The 18,921-nt window shown below is 64.9% G+C and carries 20 protein-coding genes and 1 tRNA gene; 10 read left to right on the top strand and 11 right to left on the bottom strand.

What is annotated here, in order from left to right; genetic code table 11:
• The first annotated feature begins 167 nt into the window (after positions 1–167).
• The 6 genes from VG99_RS04410 to VG99_RS04385 all read left to right on the top strand — a co-directional run bounded on the left by VG99_RS04410 (position 168) and on the right by VG99_RS04385 (position 5,683).
• Entirely contained in the window at positions 168–1,439 is a 1,272-nt protein-coding gene (locus VG99_RS04410) for a serine hydrolase domain-containing protein (protein WP_052508695.1), read from the top strand.
• 185 nt (positions 1,440–1,624) lie between these two features.
• Positions 1,625–2,071: a type IV pilin protein gene (locus VG99_RS16355; RefSeq protein ID WP_044498501.1), complete on the top strand. Its 447-nt coding sequence runs from the start codon at positions 1,625–1,627 to the stop codon at positions 2,069–2,071.
• Complete coding sequence (locus VG99_RS15460; RefSeq protein ID WP_052508694.1) at positions 2,065–2,511, top strand: pilus assembly FimT family protein; 447 nt, start codon at positions 2,065–2,067, stop codon at positions 2,509–2,511. The genes VG99_RS16355 and VG99_RS15460 overlap by 7 nt, the downstream gene beginning before the upstream one ends.
• Entirely contained in the window at positions 2,498–2,884 is a 387-nt protein-coding gene (locus VG99_RS04395) for a type IV pilus modification PilV family protein (RefSeq protein WP_044498500.1), read from the top strand. Before VG99_RS15460 ends, VG99_RS04395 begins: the two co-directional genes overlap by 14 nt.
• A gap of 8 nt (positions 2,885–2,892) precedes the next feature.
• Positions 2,893–3,543: a PilW family protein gene (locus VG99_RS04390; protein WP_044498499.1), complete on the top strand. Its 651-nt coding sequence runs from the start codon at positions 2,893–2,895 to the stop codon at positions 3,541–3,543.
• A gap of 7 nt (positions 3,544–3,550) precedes the next feature.
• Positions 3,551–5,683 carry a hypothetical protein gene (locus VG99_RS04385; RefSeq protein WP_044498498.1) on the top strand — a complete coding sequence of 711 codons (2,133 nt, stop codon included), beginning with the start codon at positions 3,551–3,553 and terminating at the stop codon, positions 5,681–5,683.
• 34 nt (positions 5,684–5,717) lie between these two features.
• On the opposite strand, the gene VG99_RS04380 is transcribed toward VG99_RS04385, so the two are convergent.
• The 8 genes from VG99_RS04380 to VG99_RS04345 form a co-directional block, all read right to left on the bottom strand.
• A complete protein-coding gene (locus VG99_RS04380; RefSeq protein ID WP_044498497.1) occupies positions 5,718–6,911 on the bottom strand; it encodes a sugar transporter in 1,194 nt (397 codons plus the stop codon).
• Between the two features lie 129 nt (positions 6,912–7,040).
• Positions 7,041–7,904: a LysR family transcriptional regulator gene (locus VG99_RS04375; RefSeq protein ID WP_044498496.1), complete on the bottom strand. Its 864-nt coding sequence runs from the start codon at positions 7,902–7,904 to the stop codon at positions 7,041–7,043.
• A gap of 73 nt (positions 7,905–7,977) precedes the next feature.
• A complete protein-coding gene (locus VG99_RS04370) occupies positions 7,978–8,640 on the bottom strand; it encodes a TetR/AcrR family transcriptional regulator (RefSeq protein WP_044501431.1) in 663 nt (220 codons plus the stop codon).
• Entirely contained in the window at positions 8,628–10,223 is a 1,596-nt protein-coding gene (locus VG99_RS04365; RefSeq protein WP_044498495.1) for a GMC family oxidoreductase, read from the bottom strand. The genes VG99_RS04370 and VG99_RS04365 overlap by 13 nt, the downstream gene beginning before the upstream one ends.
• A gap of 10 nt (positions 10,224–10,233) precedes the next feature.
• Entirely contained in the window at positions 10,234–10,779 is a 546-nt protein-coding gene (locus tag VG99_RS04360; RefSeq protein WP_044498494.1) for a hypothetical protein, read from the bottom strand.
• A gap of 56 nt (positions 10,780–10,835) precedes the next feature.
• Positions 10,836–12,257: a coniferyl aldehyde dehydrogenase gene (locus VG99_RS04355; protein ID WP_044498493.1), complete on the bottom strand. Its 1,422-nt coding sequence runs from the start codon at positions 12,255–12,257 to the stop codon at positions 10,836–10,838.
• Between the two features lie 99 nt (positions 12,258–12,356).
• Positions 12,357–13,229: an isocitrate lyase/PEP mutase family protein gene (locus VG99_RS04350; protein ID WP_044498492.1), complete on the bottom strand. Its 873-nt coding sequence runs from the start codon at positions 13,227–13,229 to the stop codon at positions 12,357–12,359.
• Positions 13,230–13,372: 143 nt separating this feature from the next.
• Positions 13,373–13,449 (bottom strand) — tRNA-Met (locus VG99_RS04345).
• Between the two features lie 223 nt (positions 13,450–13,672).
• Here VG99_RS04345 and VG99_RS04340 point away from each other — a divergent pair.
• Positions 13,673–14,869, top strand: a complete 1,197-nt coding sequence (locus tag VG99_RS04340) for a GGDEF domain-containing protein (RefSeq protein ID WP_044498491.1) — start codon at positions 13,673–13,675, stop codon at positions 14,867–14,869.
• Positions 14,870–14,911: 42 nt separating this feature from the next.
• The gene (dinB, locus tag VG99_RS04335; protein WP_082049985.1) at positions 14,912–15,964 is read left to right on the top strand and encodes a DNA polymerase IV; all 1,053 of its coding nucleotides are present in this window, start codon (positions 14,912–14,914) and stop codon (positions 15,962–15,964) included.
• A gap of 4 nt (positions 15,965–15,968) precedes the next feature.
• On the opposite strand, the gene VG99_RS04330 is transcribed toward dinB, so the two are convergent.
• Positions 15,969–16,403, bottom strand: a complete 435-nt coding sequence (locus VG99_RS04330; protein WP_044498489.1) for a hypothetical protein — start codon at positions 16,401–16,403, stop codon at positions 15,969–15,971.
• Positions 16,404–16,542: 139 nt separating this feature from the next.
• Here VG99_RS04330 and VG99_RS04325 point away from each other — a divergent pair, with 139 nt between their 5' ends.
• Positions 16,543–17,325 carry an SDR family oxidoreductase gene (locus VG99_RS04325; protein WP_044498488.1) on the top strand — a complete coding sequence of 261 codons (783 nt, stop codon included), beginning with the start codon at positions 16,543–16,545 and terminating at the stop codon, positions 17,323–17,325.
• On the opposite strand, the gene VG99_RS04320 is transcribed toward VG99_RS04325, so the two are convergent.
• Both VG99_RS04320 and VG99_RS04315 read right to left on the bottom strand, forming a co-directional pair.
• Positions 17,310–17,792: a DUF2489 domain-containing protein gene (locus VG99_RS04320; RefSeq protein ID WP_044498487.1), complete on the bottom strand. Its 483-nt coding sequence runs from the start codon at positions 17,790–17,792 to the stop codon at positions 17,310–17,312. The two genes, VG99_RS04325 and VG99_RS04320, sit on opposite strands and share 16 nt — an antisense overlap.
• 9 nt (positions 17,793–17,801) lie before the next feature.
• Positions 17,802–18,278 carry an LEA/WHy family protein gene (locus VG99_RS04315; RefSeq protein WP_052508693.1) on the bottom strand — a complete coding sequence of 159 codons (477 nt, stop codon included), beginning with the start codon at positions 18,276–18,278 and terminating at the stop codon, positions 17,802–17,804.
• A 105-nt stretch (positions 18,279–18,383) separates the two neighbouring features.
• Between VG99_RS04315 and VG99_RS04310 the strand changes: the two genes are divergently transcribed.
• Positions 18,384–18,920 carry a hypothetical protein gene (locus VG99_RS04310; protein WP_044498486.1) on the top strand — a complete coding sequence of 179 codons (537 nt, stop codon included), beginning with the start codon at positions 18,384–18,386 and terminating at the stop codon, positions 18,918–18,920.
• Position 18,921 lies beyond the last annotated feature (1 nt).

Here is an 18,921-nt window from a genome sequence, read left to right as displayed (position 1 = left end):
CCGCCGACGAGCTGACCGGCCGGGTAGTAAACAGGCCATCCCCTCCCATTCACCACAATAATCCTCCCGCTTTCCAATGGCCGGGACCCGCCCGGTTGGTTACTCTCAAGCCACAAGAACAAGCACAACCGGATGCACTCATGAGAAGAACAATAGGAGGGCTGGCCTTGGCCACAGTATTAATCTCCACACCCGGCATAACCGCCGAACTACCCGACCCCGCCTCGGTCCGCACCGACCAGTTGCAGTTGATGCAGGGCTTCCCGCCGCCAGCCGACAAGCAGATAACCCAGTCGGGATTCATGCGTCCGTACCCCAATCCGCGCTGGAGTTTTCACCATGCGCGGGAGCTGTTTCCGTCGCGGCGGGTGGCGCGGGGGCAGGAGGCGGTAGCGGTGTTGCCGCGGGCGGAGGGGATGGAGCAGAAGATTGCCGAGCTGCAGTTTACCGGGCCCGATGGCCAGCAAATGAGCTTTGAGCAATACCTGGACTCGACCTATGTCGACGGTGTGCTGGTCATGCAGCACGGCAAGGTATTGTTCGAGCGCTATCAGCCCGGGGTGCCGGACAATGAGCCGCATATTCTCTGGTCGGTGACCAAGTCCTTTGTCGGCTTGCTGGCAACGCAGTTGATCGAGGAGGGGCAGCTGGACCCTGAGGCGCCGGTGACCCGTTATCTGCCTGAGTTGGAGAACAGCGGCTGGCGTGGGGCGACGGTGCAGCAGGTGCTGGATATGACCGCCGACATCAACTACAGCGAGGTCTACGCTGATCGCAATTCCGATGTGGTGAAGTATTCCCTGGCGGCGGGCATGGCGCCGCTGCCCCAGGATTATGCCGGTGCGCGGGATCTCTACAGTTACCTGCCGACCATCGGCGCCGGGGAGGATGCCCATGGCGAGGCCTTCCGTTATCGCACTACCCATACGGAGGTGCTGGGCTGGATTCTGCGGCGGGTGACGGGGCTGTCCACCGCGGCGCTGGTCGAGCAGCGCTTGTGGCGCAAGCTGGGCGCCGAGGAAGATGGCTACCTGCTGCTCGATGCCAAGGGCACCGAGTGGGCGGGGGCTGGGCTCAATGTGACCCTGCGGGACTTGGCGCGGTTTGCCGAGATGGTGCGGCTGGAGGGCCGCTTCAATGGCCAGCAGATCGTCAGTGCCGAGGCGATCCGCAAGATCCGCGAGGGCGGTGACCGGGACAAGTTCAAGGCGGCCGGGCGGGACTTTCAGCCGGGCTATTCCTACCGCAACCAGTGGTGGATCAGCCATAACGATGACGGCGCCTTCGAGGCGTTGGGGGTGCATGGGCAGATGATCCACATCAATCCAGCAGTGGGCATGGTGATGGTGCGGCTGTCTTCCCACCCGATCGCCAGCAGTGCCGAGACGATGCCGCTGAGTATCCCGGCGTTGGCGGCCCTGGCGGATTTGCTGCGGTAACTCGGTAGAGCATCGGTTCGTTGCCGAGATGGCAGGCGTAGGGCAGTGCCTACGCCTGCGATAAATAGCTGGGACTCTTCCCCCTTTACGTTGTCTGACTTTGGACGGGCTTTATTGATGCCCGTTATGACTTTGGGTGTGTCCAGGGATGGCTAGCCTTACCTGCTATCTCTGGAGATCAAGTCATGAATGTCACGACGCTGCGCGCGCGTCTGTCGCGGCGATCTTTGTCACGGCGCGGTGCTGGCCTGACGTTGCTGGAGCTGATGATCGTGGTGGTGATCGTCGGCATCCTGGCGGCCATCGCCCTGCCGTCCTATCAGAGCTATATCCACAAGAGCCGGGCCAAGACGGCCGCAGCGGATCTTGTGGGGCTGGCAGCGGCGGTGGAGGCCAGGTTCCAGCGGACGCTGGCTTACCCCACGGCCAATATCAGCGGTACCGCAGCGGTCAAGGCCGCCTTCTCCCAGTGGAGTCCTTCCCAGGCGGAGTACTTTACCCATGTGTTTCTTGCCGGTAATCCCTATCGGCTGCAGGCCAGCGGCAACGGCACCATGCAGGGTTGCGTATTGACGCTGACCGGGGAGAATCAGCGGTCCGCCACAGCGGATTGCGGGTTCACCTCATGGTAGGGCCAACTGACAGGCAGGCGGGCCTGACGCTCATCGAGCTGATGATCGTGTTGGCGATTATCGGCTTGCTGGCGCTGGTGGCGACGCCCTTTACTTCGTCCTGGGGTGTCAGCACCGACCTGCATGCCGCCGCGGGCCAGCTCAACCAGGCCCATGCCCACGCCCGGGCCGTCGCGCTGCGCAACGAGGCGGGGGTGGTGGGTGATGCGGCGGCGGCGCGCATCGTACTGGATGCCCAGAGCCGTGAGCTGAAGGTCTGCCGCTTGCCCACGGGCAATTGCCAGGAGGCGCTGTGGCGCGGCGCGCTGCCGTCGGGCGTGGAGCTGAGCCTGCAGGGTGGCAACTTTCCCATCGAGCTGAATAACCGCGGGCAATTGGCAAGCCAGCTGTCCGTTCGCCTGAGCAAGGGAGGGATGAGCGATGTGCATGTCCTTCGCTAGCGCCACTGCCCGCCGCGCCGGCCAGCGGGGTGTGTCCCTGCTGGAAGCCCTGATCAGTGTGCTGCTGATTGCGATCACGGGGTTGGGCCTGGCCCACGTGACTGTCCAGGCGTTGGCCGTGCAGCGCTTCGCCACCACCGAGAATCAGGTACTGCTGGGGCTGCGCGAGGCCCTGCTGATGGATGCCTCGGAGAGTTCGGTGCCGGTGGCGGGCGGTGAGCTGGGGTTTGGTCGCCAGCCCGAGTCCCTGTCCGTGACGGTGCGGGTGGGTAATGTGGAAAAGACCGTCACCCTGGAGACCGAGACCCTGTCGGTAACCGACGATCCGCGCTCGCTGGTGGGCGGTGATGGTCAGTTCCGGCTGGGGTATTAGGAGCCGTTATGGACAGGCAACGACAGCGTGGTGTTTCCCTGATCAGCCTGATGATCGGGCTGCTGGTCTCGCTGATGGCGGTCATGGGCATGATGGCCTTGTACCGTACGGTGGTGCACGCCACTGCGGAGTCTGGCGTGTATGCGCAGCTGGCCGGGGACCGCTCGGCGGCCCTGCTGGCGGCCCACAGTTACGTGCAGGCGGCGGGGTTCGGGATAGACACTGCGGCGGTCGGCACCGACCTGGGCGTATGCACGCCCAACAACCCCCAGGCGGGGCTCAGCGGCAGCGGCTGCGCACCCCAGGGGCGGGGCCGGCTGCTGTTGTGGCGGCTGGCGGACGGGGCGATGCGCTGCGCCGGTTTGCATATCACCGCGACGGGCGGGCTGGAATACCTGCAGCCGCAGGCCTGTGTCGGCGGCATTGGTAGTGCGAGCTGGACCGCTGGCCAGCGCCAGAGTTTGTTCGCGGCCGGTCAGCTCGCCGCAGGCTTCGTCGAACTGGAAAGCCGCAATGAACCCTGCCAGGCGTTGGGTGTGGCGGGGGGGGGGGCAGTGCTGGTGCGCTTGCAGGCGCGGCACCCGGTAGCAGCCGACCTGGCCACGGATACCGAGTCGGTACCGGTCTACAGCAGCACCTGCCTGGTGAACTTCAAGTGAGGCCGCTATGCAGCTAGTCAAACGACAGCGGGGTATTGCTACCGTACTGACCGTGGTGCTGCTGGGGATGGCCCTGACCTCGGCCACCCTGGTGGGCGTATCGCAACTGCGCTCCAGTCAGGAAATGTCGGTCAGCCTGCATGCCCAGACCATGGCCCAGAAGCGCGCCTGGCTGGCGGCCGAGGCGGTTCAGCAATATCTGCAGCAAGTGGTGGCCACGCCGGCGGACTGGCAGGCCTTCGAGCAGGCCATCCGTAGCCAACCGCCGACGCTGCAGCTGTCGGGGCTGAGCGGCGTGCAACTGGCGCTGGCCGGATATGACGACAGCCAGGCCGAGCGCCGGGATCTGCGCCTGCACATACGGGCCACCTCCGCTGCCGGTTCACGGGCGGCAGCCACCACCACCCTGGAAACCGTCTACCGGATTCGCCCGCCTGGGTCGGCCGAGGCGGTGGAGCCGGAACCGAACCGGCAGCTGATCGCCTTCCGCGATGGGCTGAACATTTCAGGGGCCATGCAGGTGCTGACCGCACCGGACGAGAGCTATGAGATCACGGTGGATGGGGAAGTGAACATGGGCGGGCTGTCCACCGGGGGTATCGACGTGATCCGTTCCACCCGGTCGATCCGCTTTGTCGGCGGGTCGGCAAGCAACTTCCGGGAAATGCACGCCAACTGTGACGTACTGGTGAGCAACGGCAACTTCACCGTGCAGGAGGTCAAAGCGACGCGCAATGCTTGCCTGGCCAACACCATCAACAGCCAGGTGGTGACCGCCAATGGCTCGGTGGAGGTGGCCGGTGGGCGGCACGGGGACCTGCGGGCCCTGGCCAACAAGCCCAGCGGGGCGGCCCAGTGTGCTACCGGTGCGGTCCGGTGGTGCGACCTGGCGCCGACCTTCGGCGTGCGTATCCGCCCCAGCCCGACCATTGCCAATATCTATTCCAAGGGGGCGGTCGAGTTCGCCAGCACCGCTACCGTGGGACGGGTGCAGGCGGAGGGCAACCTGGTGGTCGCCGGCTGCTCCCCTACCTGGACCTCCGCGACCTATGGCGGCAGTTTCACCAACAACCCGAGCTGCACCCGCGCGGCATCCCGCTCGACCCAGCCGGTCATGCTTGATCCTGTACCGCCGGTGGAAGTGGAGCCGGAAGTCTTCGATGCCAATACCTATCGGTCTGCGGCCAACTACCTCTATTCCTGGGTCAATGGTGTTATCCGGGTCAAGGTAAAGGATGTGGAGGGCATCCCCGATTGGGATGATGCCAATAATCCGCCGGAGGTACGGCGCAACGGCTACTTCTACCGTACCGCTAATATCATCGACCCCGGCAACCCCGGTTGGACCAACCGCACCGTCGCCGGGTACGCCTGCCTCAACGGGGACGCGCCGTCGCGCCGGGACGAAACGGCCGGCCAATGCATCGCCCAGCTGGGGCAGGGCTACAGCGCCTCGTCCGCCCTGGTGCAATACAGTAACGGCACCTGGACTCTGGATGGCCTCCATCATGCGCCGGGGGTGGTGTTGGCGGAAGGTAACCTGCTGATCAGAAACGGCACCTACACCAATACCTTTATCGCCACCGGCAATCTGGAGGTGACCAGCGCAGGCGGGGCAGTGTTTTCCCTCAACTATGCCGGCCCCCGTGGCCTGACGGTGGAGGGGCATACGGCGCTGGGGGTATGCACCAATGCGGCGTACCGGTTACGCCCCGGCGAGTTCTGCGAGAACACCTACAACCACCGCGCCCATGGCGGGCTGGGCAATTATGCGCTGATGGCCGGCAGTTGCCCGGCGGGTAGCCGTAATGGCTGCGCGCGGGGTGTGTATATCGGTGGGGATATCCATGTCGCGCGGTCGGTCTTCGGCGTGGTTCGCGCGGGCAACCTGTTCACCAGTGCGGGGGCGACCCGGCTGTATGGCTACGTGTCGGCGCTGGCGCAGCGCAACAATGCCAGCACGGTCAACGAACTGAGCGCCAGTACCGTTATCGACCTGCGCGTGCCCTCGGTGATTCGGGATCGCTATGACCCGTCCGGCGGGCTGGCGCCCACCCCGGGTAGCGGCGGGGGTACGGGTGGTACACCGGGTACGGTAACGCCGGGCTCGGCGCAGTTGCAGTGGGGGCGCTATCTCTGACCGGCCCAGCAGGGTGCCGGGCGGTCAGGGGGATTCACGCGGTGCGGGCGATGGGCATCTGCGGCGGCAGGCGCCACAGGGCGGTGAGGCAGATCAGCAGGCCACCCAGGCCGAGCATGCCGCCCACCAGGCCGACATTGGCCAGGCCCAGTTGGCTGGTCACCTGGCTACCCAGCAGCGCGCCGGCACCGATACCCAGGTTGTACAGCCCGGAGAACAGCGACATGGCCACGTCGGTCGCATCGGAGGCCATGCGCAGCACCCGCGATTGCAAGGCCAGGGTCAAGCCGAGAATGGCTGCGCCCCAGACGAAACAGAGCGTGCCCAGGGCCCACACATTGGTGGTCGAGGCCAGCAGCAACAGCAGCGAGAAGGTCAGCGCGAACATGCTGGCGACCAGCACACTGCGCGGATGGCAGGGGCTGCAGCGGCTGAACAGCAGCGCACCGACCAGCCCGGCGCCACCGAATACCAGCAGCAGCGCGGTGATTTCATTACCCACCAGGCCGGCGATATCCCGGGCGAAGGGCTCGATATAGCTGTAGGCGGTGAACTGGGCGGTAACACAGACCACCACCAGGGCGTAGACGATCATCAACGCCGGGCGTTTGACCAGCATCGGCAGGCTGCTGAGCGAGCCGCTGTTCTGGCTGGGCAGCAGCGGCAGCATGCGCGCCAGTACGCCCATGGTCAGCAGCGCTACCACGGCGATGCCGGCGAAGGTGATGCGCCAGCCCAGCAGTTCGCCTACCAACCGCCCCAGGGGTATGCCCAGCACCATTGCCAGGGTGGTGCCGGTTGCCAACAATCCCAGAGCCTGGGCCTCCCGCCCCGGCGGGGCCACGCGCACGGCCAGGGAGGCGGTGATACTCCAGAACACTGCATGGGACAGGGCGATGCCGATGCGGCTGATGACCAGCACCTCGTAGCTCCAGGCGACGAAGGACAACAGGTGGCTGACGATGAACAGGGCGAACACCCCCATGAGCAGCCGGCGGCGCTCGATGTTGCGGGTCAGCAGCATCAGCGGCAACGAGGTCAGGGCGACCAGCCAGGCGTAGACCGTCAGGATCAACCCCACCTGTTCGGGCTGCATGGCAAAGCTGGCGCCAATGTCGCTGAGCAGCGCCACCGGGGCAAATTCGGTGGTATTGAAAATAAACGCGGCCAAGGCCAGTGCAACGACACTGAGCCAGCTGCCCTGGTGGGCGGTATTCGACATTGTCATGGAGGTGGAACCGGATGGGGAAAGAGGCCGGCAGGCTCAGGCGGCCTGCTGCGGGCGCGCGTATTCTAGAGTCCTGGAGGGTTGATCGCAAGCGGATCGGCTGGGTGCCAGACGAGCCGCCGCTGCCAATCAGATCATCGGATCCCAGCGCTGGGACCAGTCCTGGGAGGTTTGCGCCAGGGCGCGCAGCAGGGTCAGGCCCTGGTCGAGCATGGCCGACTTGCGCTGCCGGGAATACACCAGGTAGGTGGGGAAGCTGAACTCCGGCGCCAGGCTGATCGGCTCCAGCAGGCCGGCGTCGATATAGCTCTGCACCACCCGGCTGCGGAAGTAACCCGAGCCGCCGGCTTCGAGTATGTACTGCAATGCCAGCGGTCCCAGGTTGAAGGTCACCGGGGCGCGGGCCCGGTCGGGCAGGGCGGCGTCGTGCTGGCGGCGGAAGCTCTCGCCCCAGTCGATATAGACGTAGGGTTCGGTCTGGCCGGGCAGGCCGACCTGGATAAGTTTTTCCTCCAGCAGTTCTTCCACCTGCAGGCCGGGCCGGTATTCGGGCTGGTACACCAGGGCCACATCCAGCGAGCCCTGTTCGACCCGCTGCATCAGCGTACTGCTATCGCCGATCTCCGCCCGGACCGAATGCTCGGGCAGCTCCCGGCGTAGCGCCCGCACCCAGTCGAGGATCAGCGGCGTGCACAGGCTGGCCTCGCCACCGATGTGCAGCACATCGCTGAAGCCCTTGAGCAAGGGCAGATCGCGCTGGGCGTTGTCCCAGGCCTGGATCATCTGGGTGGCGTGGGTAATGAAGGCCTCGCCATCGGCGGTCAGCTTGGCGCCGGAGCGGTTGCGGATGAACAGCGTACTGTTGAGCTGGCTTTCCAGGCTCTGGATACGGGAGGTAATGGCAGCCTGGGTGACGTGCAAGCGTTCTGCGGCGGCGACAAAGCTGCCGCAACGGACGATTTCCAGGAAGGTGCGGGCCAGACTGATATCCATGTGCCGGACTCCGAATGAGGAAGCGGCCATTGTAGCAAGCCGGATACCGCTGCGGCGATGAGCATTGCCCTGCTCAGTCGAGGCCGGGCAGCAGCTCGCCCAGCGGCACCTGCAGCCTGGCATGGAGCGCGCCGATCGCCGGCCGATGGGCCGGGGCGATATAGCCATCCTCCAGCATCAGCAACTGATAGATGCCCCGCCGCAGAAACTGCTCGGTCAACTGCTGCCCTCGGGGTTGGGCCCCTGGCAGGCGGGCCCAGGAGTTGATGATGATCCAGGCGTTGAGCGTCAGCGCCTCCAGCTGCCGGGCATCCATCAGCAGGATGCCGGCATCGATGAATGCCTGGTACAGCCCGCGGGCGTGGCGCAGGCTGCGTTGGGCAAAGGCGTGGTAGCGCTGGGCAAAGTCGGGGTCGGCTTCCAGCAGCTGGTCCAGGTCCTGCTGCAGGAAGCGGAACTGCCAGATGATCTGCAGCAGCTGTTCCAGCAAGTCCGCCTTGTGGTCCAGGGTCAGCGGCGCCTCCGGCAGGGTGAAGAACGCGTCGAGCCGCTGTTCGAAGCGCTGGAACAGCTCGGCCACTATCATCGGCTTGTTGCGGAAGTGGTAATAGAGGTTGCCCGGGGACATCCCCAGGTGGTTGGCAATGTGGTTGGTGGTGACATGGCGCTCGCCCCGGGTATTGAACAGCTCGAGGCTGGCGGCGAGGATGCGGTCCCGGGTCTTCATGATGGCGATAGCCGTTCGGCGAGCAGACTCGAGAGCCGGGCGGTGATGGCGTAGACCGACAGCTGCGGGTTGGCGCCGATGCTGGTGGGGAACAGCGAGCCATCGTGGATCGACAGGTTCTCCAACTGATGATGCCGGCCGAGGCTGTCGACCACGCTGCGACCCGGGTCCTCGCCCATGGCGCAACCGCCCATCACGTGGGCGCTGCCCAGGCGGGTCTTGAAGCGGCGCAGATCAAGCTCGTTGATCAGGGCGCGGGCCTGGGCGAGGCTGGTGGCCGGGCGCACGTCGTTATGCACCGGCGTGACGCTGCGGGCGCCGGCGGCGAACTGGATCTCGGCCATGCTCAGGAAACTACGGCGCACCCCATCCCAGGTGTAGTCCGTCAATTGGTAATCCAGCACCGCGGAGCCGTCCTTGCGCAGCTGGACGGTCCCTTCGGCGCTGTCGGGATGAAAGCCGTCGCGCAGCAGGGCGATCATCATGTTGCTGTTGGGCAATTGCTGCATCAGTTCCGGGTTGGCTACGCCGGTGCCGCCGAGCACGGTGGCGCTGAAGCCCGGCTGCATGGGTGGCACCTCCAGCTTGTAGCCCATCGGCCCGCTGGCGCCGTCCCGCCACTGGAAGTGGTCGGAATATACCGACTGCGGCGCGCCGTAGAAGGGGTTGATCTGCTCATCGAACTGCGCCCAGGAAAAGGTGGTGAGATGCAGGAAGGTCCGTTTGCCGACCCGCTGGTGCGGGTCCGGCGCGCCGGAGCGCAGCAGCACACCGGGAGTGTTGATGCTGCCGCCGGCCAGGACGTAATGCCGGGCGTATACCTGGATGCGCCGCCCGGTGGGCGCGACGCAGCGGTCGTCCATCGCCACGCATTCCAGGGCGCTGATACGGTCGCCAGCGAGCAGCAGGCGTTCGGCCCGGGCGAAATAGAGCAGCTCGCCGCCCTGGTCGAGCAGGGCGGGGATGCTGGTGACCAGCATGGATTGCTTGGCATTGGTCGGGCAGCCCAAGCCGCAATAGCCCAGGTTCCAGCAGCCGCGCACGTTGCGTGGGATCACCTGCCAATGCAGCCCAAGCTGTTCGCAGCCCCGGCGCAGCACATCGTTGTTGGCGTTCGGTGGTGTGGCCCAGGGGCTGATGCCCAGGCGCTCTTCCATGCGCGCAAACCAGGGCGCCAACTCGTCACTGCCGTGGCCGCGCACGCCGTGGTCGCTGCGCCAGTGGGCCAGCGTGGGCTCGGGGGTGCGGAAGCTGGAGGTCCAGTTGACCAGGGTGCTGCCACCCACGGCGCGCCCCTGCAGGATGGTGATGGCGCCGTCCTTGGACATGCGCCCCAGGCCCTCCTGATAGAGCGCCGGGTAGGCCTCATGCTCCTGCAACTTGAAGTCGCTGCTGGTAAACAGCCCGCCTTCCTCGATCAGCAGCACCTTGAAGCCGGCGGCGCTGAGTATCTCGGCGCTGGTGGCGCCCCCGGCGCCGCTGCCGACGATGGCAATATCGACCTCCAGCGTCAGGTCCTGCTCGAGCTGGGCGGCGTTGATGGTTTTCCAGCCGCGCTGGCGTCCTTCGGCAAAGGCATCCCGAATCGGCATGTGGATTTCCTCAGATACGCGGTGGGCCGGGGTAACCGCATTGGGCCCAGGATGCCGGCGTGCTGTAGCAGGACAGCAGGATGATGTTGGTCAGGGCATTGCGCCCTTGCTGGAGCAGGGCGAAGGAGCTGTTCTCCCAGCGCCGCAAAAAGGCTGTTACTGCCGCGTCGCTGGCGTTCTCCCAGGCGCCCCAGATGCCGGTCACCGCGCCGCGGGTCAGGCGCAGGGTGAGCAGATCGAACAGCTGCAATACCTGGCGGTTGAGGCTGGGTGACAGTCGGTCGAGATTGTTATCCAGCGCCTGCAATACGTTATCGACGGCCGCTGATCGCCCGGTCGCCGGAAGCGCACCGGCCAGCACCACCGGTACCACGCGGCGCAGCATGGGCAGATCCTGCCCGCGCAGTTGCCGATAGCCCGGGGCTGCGGTCTCTGTGGTGCACCCGCTGAGGCTGGCGAGGCCACCGGCGCTGGCCAGCACCGCAGTGCCGAACAGGCCCACCTTGAGTAGCTGCCGGCGATTCAGGCCAGGATGGTCAGTGAGTGTAGGGGGCATTATTGTTGTTCTTCCTCGTTGTGGCACTGCTGTCAGCGGATCAACGGATCACCGGATCACCGGATCAGCAGTTTGCGCAGCAGTTTCTGCAGTCCGGTGCCATAGGGCGGATAGAGCACCCTGGTGGCATTGAAACGGGGTTTGCGCAGCACCGGTTTGGCCTTGCTGAAGGTGAGAAAGCCCTCATGGCCATGGTAATGCCCCATGCCGGAAGGGCCGATACCGCCAAAGGGCAGGTCGCAGACCGCTACATGCAACAGGGTCTCGTTGATGCCGGCGCCGCCGGAGTGGGTCCGCTCCAGCACCTGTTGTTGTTCAACCCGATCGTAACCGAAGTAGTAGAGCGCCAGCGGCCGCGGGCGGGCGTTGACCTGGGCGATGGCCTCGTCGATGTCCCGGTAGGGGACGACGGGCAACAGCGGGCCGAAGATCTCATCCTGCATCACCAGCATATCGTCGGTGACATCCAGCAGCAGGGTTGGGGGCAGCCGGCGGTCCTGGCCCTCGGCGAGCAGGGGGATTACCCGCGCGCCCTTGGCCTGGGCATCCTCGATGTAGTGCTGTAATCGGGCCAACTGGCGTGGGTTGATGATGCTGGTGTAGTCGGGGTTGGCCGGGGCAGGCGGGTAGAAGCGGTTGATCACCCGGCGGTAGGCCGCGACGAAATCGTCCAGCCTGGATTCCGGCACCAGCACATAGTCCGGTGCCACACAGGTTTGCCCGGCGTTCATGGTCTTGCCAAAGGCGATGCGCTCGGCGGCGTCGTCCAGCGGTACGGTGGCGGAGACGATAGCCGGCGACTTGCCGCCCAACTCCAGGGTCACCGGGGTCAGGTTGTCCGCCGCCGCGTGCAGGATGTGCCGGCCGATACTGGTCGCGCCGGTAAACAGCAGGTGATCGAACGGCAGGCGGGAGAAAGCCGCACCCACCTCCGCTTCGCCCAGCACCACGGCTACCTGATCCTGGGGGAAGGTCCGGGCCAGCAGCGCCTTGACCAGTTGGGAGGTGGCGGGGGTCGATTCACTCATCTTGATCATGACCCGGTTGCCGGCGGCCAGTGCGCCGATCAGCGGCCCCATGGCGAGAAAGATCGGGTAATTCCAAGGCACTATCACCCCGACTACACCCAGGGGTTGGTAAAGCACCTGCGCCGAGCCGGGTTGGAAGGCGATGCCCAAAGGGCGCCGCGAGGGCTTCATCCAGCGGCGCAGATGCTTGCTGACGTGATCGATGGATTGCAGGCTGGGCAGCAGCTCGGCAAAGAGCGTCTCGTCCCGGGAGCGGTTACCGAAATCCCGGCTGACCGCGTCGATCAGTGCTTCCTGCTCTGCGACCAAGGCGGCGCGCAGGCGTTTGAGCAGATCCAGGCGTGATTCCAGGGCGGGCATGGGTGCCGCCTGGAAGGCCAGACGCTGGCAATGCAGCAGCTCAGCCAGCTGGGTATCGAGGGGGGAGTACGGTGAAGTGCCGTCCGCCATGGGAGCTCCGGGCAAGATTTAGAGTAATTATTCTAAACCTCTTTTAAGGGAGTGGAGCTCCCGGGTCAACTCCTTTGCGCAAGCGGCGGCAGGTCAGGGTCAGCGCGGAGCGGTGCCCTGCGTCAGGTAATCGGTCATCCAGTCGCTGTGGGTATCGGCCAGGGTATAGCGGCTCAGCAGTTGCCCCAGTGGCAATGCTGCGCTATCGGTACCGCTTTCCTTGCGCAGGGTGTCGTAGACCGCCTGGATCGCCGCCATGAAGGGTGCATGGCCATTGACCACGACGCGTACGCCGGCGGCGCTCAACCGCTCGGCATCGGCCAGCGCCGGATTGCCATAGGTGATCAGCATGAGCGGCACGGTCAGGTGGCCGGTGAGCGCCTGCAGGTGATCGAAGTCCTGCACGCCGACCAGGCAGATGGCATCGGCCCCCGCAGCCTGATAGGCGGTGGTGCGCTGGATCGAGTCTTCCAGGGTGGTGGCGCCGGCGTTGGTGCGGGCAATGATGCTTAATGCCGCATCCGAGCGGGCCTTGAGGGCGGCGCGGATCTTGGCTGCGGCTTCATCGGCACTGATCAGCGCCGGCGGCTGCTCGCCGAAGGGGCGGGGCAGGTGCGTATCTTCCAGGGTCAGGGCCGCGACGCCGGCTTTCTCCAGCTCGTTGACCGTGCGCATGGCATTGAGGGCGTTGCCGTAGCCGTGATCCGCGTCGGCGATGACCGGGATCTGGCTGGCCCGGCCCAGGCGATTGGCCTGTTCGGCGAACTCGTCCAGGGTGATCAGCGCGATATCAGGCGCGCCCAGTACCTGTAGCGAGGCGACGGAGCCGCCGAGGATGCCCACGGAAAATCCCAGGTCGGCTGCCATGCGCACCGAGAGTGGGTCGAATACCGAAGCCGCGTTCAGGCAGCGGTCGCCTGCCAGCAGGTCACGGAACATCGCGCGCAATTCATGGTGTGATTTGTCAGCCATTGTACGACTCCATCAATGAGAAACAGGACCTGGACATCCGGGACGGACAGGCGCCCGCCCCGAGGGCAGCACAACAAGATACAGGTAGGGAAACAAATGCAAAAAAGCCCTGGATATCTGCATATCCAAGGCTTTTTCTATGTTGGTTGCGGGGGCAGGATTTGAACCTACGACCTTCGGGTTATGAGCCCGACGAGCTACCAGACTGCTCCACCCCGCGTCTGAGGTGGCTCATTCTACGGATTTCGAAGGGGCTGTCAAGCACTTGATGCAAAAAGAATTTTTAGGGGGCCAGAAATACCGTCCAGCATCTGGCTGAGACAGTTTGGTGTCTATGTGCCATTATTGCGGCTCCCTGGTCGGGAGGCGGCCGGGGGTGGCCCGGGCCTTTCCGTGGCGACGTCAGTCGTGCTATACGGCTTGAAAGAATAAAGGGATGACCAATGAGTAATTCCACCAAAAGTAATTCCACCAAGTCCTACGCGATTTCCCTGCCTTGGGCTGAGTTCGCGGACCGCGACACCGAGCAGGCCTACCGGTTGAACATGCAGCCGATGCTGGCCCGGCATCTGCGGGTCGCCATGTTTGTCTGGGGTAGCCTGCTTCTGCTGTTCGCCCTCCTGGATCTCCAGAGCCTGGGCTGGTCCCGGGAGTTTTTTATCCTGTTGGCGTGCCGGGTAGTGCAAGCCACTCTGGTGTTCAGCTATGCCGTTGCGCTGCGTCGCCGGCCCCAGCTCGCCTCCTGTGGCTATGCGATTGCTGGGCTGGAGATCATCGGCTTCTTCCTGTTCATGCCGATCTATTTCCTGCGGCCCGACATTGCGGTGTTCACCATTGGTGTCGTCGGCATCATATTGCTGGCCATGTTTCTGTTCGTGCCCAATCGCCTGATCCTGACCCTGTTGGCGGCCCTTGTGGGCGTGGCCCTGGCGTTGCTGTGCATTGCGGCCAATGGCCGTGGCGCGGAAGTGCTATTCGGCGCCTTCTTCATGTTGAGCCTGCCGGTCATCACCGGGTTCTTTGCGGCGCAGCAGCTGCAGATAGTGCAGCGCCGGCAATATGCGATGTTCAGCCAGGCGCGCAAGGCGAACCGGGAGCTGCAGGAGGAGATGGAGCGGCGCCGGCTGCTGGAAGAAGAACTGAAACGCCAGGCGACCACGGACCCTTTGACGGGCCTGTTCAACCGGCGTCAGTACGAAATGCTGTTCAAGCGCGAGCGTGAGCGCTGCCGGCGCCAGGGCACGGCCATCTGCGTGGCCATGGGTGATTTGGATGCCTTCAAGGCACTGAATGACGAGCTGGGGCACGACAGCGGCGATATCGCCCTGCGCCATGTGGCCGACCTGATGACCAGGCAGCTGCGCGAAGGGGACGTGCTGGGGCGTTTCGGCGGCGAGGAGTTCATTATCCTGCTCCCGGACACCGGCCCAGCCGAGGCCGAAAAGGTAGTGGAGCGCCTGCGCACCACCCTGGAGAACACGCCGGTGATGCTCAAGGGCGAACCGCGCCGTATTACCGCTACCTTTGCGCTGTCAGAGGTGCAGAACGACGAAGTCGATATCGTCGAGACGCTGCAGCGGGTGGACAAGGGCCTGTATCGCGGCAAGCGCGAGGGGCGTAATCGAGTGGTCGTCGTCTGAGGTACAATAGCCGGCATACCTCCCCGGAACAGGCCCTGGCCCTTGCGCAAGATCATCCACATCGATTGCGATTGCTTCTTCGCCGCCATCGAGATGCGTGACGACCCGCGGCTGCGCAATCGGCCGCTGGCAGTCGGTGGCGATCCGGGCAAGCGTGGAGTCATCGCCACCTGCAACTACGAGGCGCGCACCTACGGGGTGCATTCGGCCATGGCCTCGGCCTACGCCAAGAAGCTCTGCCCCGACCTCTTGATCGTGCCCGGGCGGATGCAGGTCTACCGCGAAGTCTCCATGGCCATCCAGGCCATCTTCCATGAATACACGCCGCTCGTGCAGCCGCTGTCGCTGGACGAGGCCTTTCTGGATGTCACCGATTCGCCGGCCTGCCGCGGTAGTGCGACGCTGATTGCCCGGGAAATCCGCCAGCGGGTGGAGGAGACCCAGGGCATCACGGTATCGGCCGGGGTGGCGCCGAACAAATTCCTGGCGAAGATCGCCAGTGACTGGAACAAGCCCGACGGACTGAAGGTGATTTTGCCCGAGGAGGTCGATGAGTTCGTGCTGGCGCTGCCGGTCAAGCGGCTGCATGGCGTGGGCAAGGTCACGGCGGCGCGGCTGCACCAGCGGGGCGTGGACACCTGCGCCGACCTGCGCCAGTGGCGCAAGCAGGATCTGGCGCGGGAGTTCGGTAGCTTCGGCGAGCGTTTGTGGGAATTGGCCCGGGGCATTGATGACCGCCCGGTGGTGGTGGATCGGGCGCGGCAATCGGTCAGCGTGGAGAACACCTATGACCGCGATCTGCCCGACCTGCAGCACTGCCTGGATGCATTACCGCCGCTGCTGGACAAGCTGGCGCAACGGCTGGGGCGACTGGAGGGGCAGTACCGGATCAGCAAACCCTTCGTCAAACTCAAGTTCCACGACTTCACCCAGACCACCCTGGAGCAGGCGGGCGCGCCGATCACGCCCCAGGGCTTCGAGGCGCTGTGCCGGCAGGCCTTCAGTCGTGGCGGTCGGCCGGTGCGTCTGATCGGCGTGGGGGTGCGGCTGGATAACGCCCACAGCCCCCTCGGTGAGCAACTGCTGCTGTTCTAGTGGCTCAGCTGTTGGCGGCGCAGCGCGGACACAGGTGGTTGTCACCCCGCGGCTTCCAGCCCAGCTCGCCGATGCGGCTAACAGCCTTGGCGGTACGCGCCTGCAGATCATCCTTCTCCTGCGCCAGGAACTCGAAAGCCTGCTCGCGGGCGCACTCATCGCAGTGGACCGACCAGCCCAGCACCACCTGGCCCTTGAGGTCCGGGCCCGTGGCGGTAGCGGTCCACTGGCCCGCCGGGTTGATCAGGTAGCGCACCTTGCCCACGACCAGCGGCAGCGGCAGGTCCTTGCTGCCCTTGACCGTGCAGATGAGCGTGTCGCCCGGCTGGACGCCGCCGCCCTGGCCGGTGACCTGGTACAGTCCGCCGGCCAGCGTGCGGCATTCGATCAGCGTATGGGAGGGGTTGAGCGCAGTGCGCCGGAAGTCGTGTTCAGCCATGGGAGCTCCGCTTTTCGTGAGACGCCATGATAACACCGGTGCAGGGCGACATATCACTGTGCTCACTGATGGTCTGTATCATCCGCGGCGGGCGCTATGATCGATGACCTGACTGGCGATAAGACAACAAGGAATTATCATGAGCGTAATGCAATTGTTCGACCTGACCGGCAAGGTCGCCCTGATCACCGGTGGCACCAAGGGCCTGGGCCTGCAGATGGCTGAAGCGCTGGGCGAGCAGGGCGCGAAGATCTTCATCAATGCCCGTAACCCGGCCGAGGTGGAGGCGGTGGTCGCCCAGCTGAATGCCCGCGGCATCGAGGCGGGCGGTATCGCCTGCGACCTGGGCAAGGCTGAGGGCAACCCGGTGGTTACCCTGGTGGACGCAGCCGAGGCGCGTTTTGGTACCGTCGATATCCTGATCAACAATGCCGGCACCACCTGGGGGCAACCCGCGGTCGAGCACAGCTATGCTGGTTGGCAGAAGGTGATGGGCCTGAACGTGGATGTCTGTTTCCTGATGGCCCAGGAAGTGGCGCGCCGCTTCATGATCCCGCGCCGCTCCGGCAACATCATCAATATCGCCTCGATTGCCGGACTCAAGGGCAACGGGCCGAATACCGGGGTCCACACCGTGGCCTACAACACCAGCAAGGCGGCGGCAATCAACCTGACCCGGGCCCTGGCCGGGGAGTGGGGCACCTACAATATCCGCGTCAACGCCATCTGCCCCGGGTATTTCCCGACCAAGCTGGCCAAGGGGCTGGATCACGTGTCCGAGTCGATCATCCGCAACACCCCGCTGGGCCGCGTGGGTGGGGATGAGGATATCAAGGGGCTGGCGCTGTTCTTCGCCACCGACGCCTCACGCCACGTCACCGGCCAGGCGGTCGCAGTGGACGGGGGTTATTCGGCGGTCTGATGCTGCGTGGCTGCGCCCGGGGCGGCCGGGCGCAGGCCAGCACTGAGCTGCTGCGCGATCTGCTGCACCGCGCTGCGGTGCTGGGCCTCCAGGGTCTGCATCTGCCGCTCATGCAGCCGCCGCTCGGGCTTGGGCAGATCCTGCCAGGCCTGGTGGGTCGGGATATGGGCGGTGGCGTCATAAATGGTGCTAAGAACCTGCACGTCCAGGTCGGCGCGTCGCTCCCCGCTGTAGTTGTCCAGCAATACCTTGATGCGGATGGCGCCCTCGATCACCGGCAACTGCCCGGCGAGCAGACTCTGGGCGAGTATGCGGATATCTCCTTCCAGGCGGTCGTTGCGCTCGCGCTCCTGCTGGGCGAGGCGCTGCTGGTTGCGCCAGACCCGGCGCCAGAGCACGACGGCATACAGGGCCAGGGCGAAGATGATGACCAGGCCGAGAATGATCAGCCAGTCGCTGTTAGTCATGGGCGACTCCTAGAAGCGCATGTCCGCAGGATCGATGGTGCCTTCTTCCTGCAGCGTCAGTTTGGGCGACATGAACAGGCCGGTACGGATGTGCCCGTCGATCCGATAATTGACCGGTTGCTGGTGCTCAACGAGCTTGACCAGGTCACTCAGGTGTCGCCAGATATTCGAGCGTACGGTCACGTCGAAGTATTCGGTGCCGTAGGCGGGTACGTCGAAGGCGCGGTCGGTTACGCCAGTGGCCAGGCGCATGTCGTTCAGATACACCTGGTAGTGCATGCCGCGCACGGGCAGGTTGCGACTGTTGGGATTGTCCACCCGCAGGCGCAGGCGGAAGGATTGCTCCCACAGGTTCGATTTGAGCATCTCGATATTGGCCAGTTGCACGTCCGGCTCGGTATAGGAGCGGTCGAGCACGGCGCAGCCGTTCAGGCCAAGCATCCCCATCAGCAATACTGCCAGCCCCAGACCGGGTGAACGAATCATCAATGCAACCCCCTCCGTTTTAACCTGGCGCCCCTTATATTGGAAAAGTTGTCGGCGCCGGGCAGCCTGTCCATACTAACGCAATCTATACAAGGGAGTGACAAGATGGCAGTTTTCGAGGTGGTTTTCCACGGCCAGGTGCGAGCGGATGTTGCGCCTGAGCAGGCCCGCGCGCGGATCGGCCAACTGTTCCAGGCCAGCGATCGGCAGTTGGAGACGCTGTTCTCCGGGCGGCGGATCGTCATCAAGCAGGGGTTGGACGAGGCGGCGGCGCATAAGTATCGCCAGGCCATCGAGCGGGCGGGCGCGCTCTGTGACATCGTGCCCATGGGCGAGGCGGATGCCGAGATTCCGCTACCCGTTGCGGCGGCCGCGCCTGCTGCCCCAGTGCCGCAGCGTAGGGCCACGGTAGAGCCCCGGGATGAGTACATGGCCGCGTTCAAGGACGTCGAGGCGCCGGACCTGCCCATCGCGCCGCTGGGTGCGGATATGCAGGACAGCTACGCTGACGTGGCGCCGCCGGATATCGACCTGTCCGCCCTCACCCTGGCCCCGCCCGGCAGCGATCTGGAGCAGCTGAAAACCACGGTCCCGGCAGTAACGCCGGATATCAGCCATCTGTGGATTATCGACGACAACTGAA

Origin of the sequence: Pseudomonas saudimassiliensis, assembly GCF_000939975.1 — a bacterium.
GTDB classification, from domain to species: Bacteria; Pseudomonadota; Gammaproteobacteria; order Pseudomonadales; family Pseudomonadaceae; genus Halopseudomonas; species Halopseudomonas saudimassiliensis.
This window is presented reverse-complemented; position numbering and strand designations above follow the sequence as displayed.